This window comes from Nonomuraea sp. NPDC005983 (assembly GCF_040614375.1).
GTDB lineage: Bacteria > Actinomycetota > Actinomycetes > Streptosporangiales > Streptosporangiaceae > Nonomuraea.
Map to the genome: position 1 here is coordinate 1 of NZ_JBEXUP010000293.1, position 1,777 is coordinate 1,777.

Consider the following 1,777-nt stretch of genomic DNA (forward strand, 5'->3'; position numbering starts at 1 on the left):
GCCAGCCGCACGCGCTGGGCCAGGCGCTGGTCAGGGCGGCCGAGCAGGACCGGGCGGGCGCTCGGGAGCTGCTCCGCGAGGCCGCCTCGATCGCCGCCGCGCTCGGCTCGGAGCCGCTGCGGCGGGAGGTCGAGGCGGCGGCGGCCAGCGGCCGGGTCGCCCTGACGGCCGATTTCGGGTTGTCGGCCAGGGAGCTGGAGGTGCTGGGGCTGGTGTCCGAGGGGCTGAGCAACCGTCAGATCGCCGAGCGGCTGTTCATCTCGGCCCGCACGTCGGGCGTGCACGTGTCGAACATCATGGCCAAGCTGGGCGTCGCCTCCCGGGTGGAGGCCGCCGCGCTGGCCCGCCGCAACGGCCTGATCTGAGCGATGGAGGCCGGGACTGACCTGGTCTAATCCTGTTCATGACTTTTGTGAACGTCGGCCTGGTCGGTGTGGGCAACTGCGCGTCCTCGCTGGTGCAGGGCGTCGAGTACTACCGCGACGGCGACGCGCCCGGCCTGCTGAACCCCGTGTGCGCCGGATACGGCGTCTCCCAGGTGCGCTTCACCGCCGCCTTCGACGTGAACGGCCGCAAGCTCGGCCGCGACCTGTCCGAGGCGATCTGGGTCGCGCCGAACAACGCGCGCAGCTTCGCCGACGTCCCCCACCTCGGGGTCGAGGTCGTCGAGGGGGCGCTCGGCGACGGCGTCGGCGCCGACTCCGCAGACCTGGTCGACCCGCGCGGCACCGCCACCCTGGACGGCGTCGCCGCCCACCTACGGGAGACCGGCACCCACGTCGTGGTCAACTTCCTGCCGGTCGGCGCGCAGCGGGCCACCGAACTGTACGCGGAGGCGGCGCTGCGGGCCGGGTGCGGCTTCGTCAACTGCATGCCGGCCGTGCTCGCCCGCTCGCCGGAGTGGGTGAGCCGGTTCGCGGAGTCCGGGCTGCCGCTGATCGGCGACGACCTGAAGAGCTCGTTCGGCGCGACGCTGGTGCACCGGGCGCTCGTGGACGCCCTGACGGCGTCCGGAGTGCGGCTGACGGACGGCTACCAGCTCCTGGGCGGCGGCAACATGGACTTCGTCAACATGCAGGACGCCGACCGGATGAAGTCGAAGAAGGCGACCAAGGCGCACGGCGCGGGCACGTCCACGCACGTCGCCGCCCAGTACGTGCCGTTCCTCGACGACCGCAAGATCGCCTACATCCGGCTGGACGGCGAGGGGTTCGGCGGCTCGCCCCTTGAGGTGGAGGTGCGCATGGTCGTCGAGGACTCGCCGAGCGCGGCGGGCAACGTCCTGGACGCGGTACGGCACGCCAGGGCCGCCATGGACGCCGGTGTCGGAGGGCTGCTCCGCGAGGTGTCCGCCGCCCTGATGAAGGCCGATGGTCGCTAGCCCCTGACTTCCGCCCGGTGGACGGAAGGTCAGCGGAGGCGGCTCAGGCGCGGGACGCTGTCGAGGAGTCTGCGGGTGTACGGGTGGCCGGGGGAGCCGAGCACGGACGACGTCGGGCCCTGCTCGACGACGCGGCCGCGGTCGAGGACGGCCGTCTCCTGGCAGAGCGCGGCGACCACCGTCAGGTCGTGCGAGACCATGACCACGGTCAGGCCCCGGCCCTCGCCGAGTTGGGCGAGCAGTTCGACCACGCGCACCCTGGTCGACACGTCCAGCGCGCTGACCGGCTCGTCGGCGAGCAGCACCCGCGGCTCGCACACGATGGCCCTGGCGATCGCGACGCGCTGCCGCTGCCCGCCGGAGAACTCGTGCGGGTAGCGTCCGGCGGCGTCCGCG

Annotated in this window: 3 protein-coding genes; 2 read left to right on the forward strand and 1 reads right to left on the reverse strand. The window is 73.2% G+C overall.

Features of this window, described 5'->3' with window-relative positions; genetic code table 11:
- Window positions 1–365, forward strand: a 365-nt coding sequence (locus ABZ297_RS46780; RefSeq protein ID WP_355361075.1) for a response regulator transcription factor, incomplete at its 5' end; no start/stop codon positions are given.
- Between the two features lie 38 nt (window positions 366–403).
- A complete protein-coding gene (locus ABZ297_RS46785; protein ID WP_355361078.1) occupies window positions 404–1,381 on the forward strand; it encodes an inositol-3-phosphate synthase in 978 nt (325 codons plus the stop codon).
- Window positions 1,382–1,410: 29 nt separating this feature from the next.
- Here ABZ297_RS46785 and ABZ297_RS46790 read toward each other — a convergent pair.
- Window positions 1,411–1,777: ABC transporter ATP-binding protein (locus ABZ297_RS46790; protein WP_355361081.1), on the reverse strand; the 367-nt coding region annotated here is incomplete at its 5' end.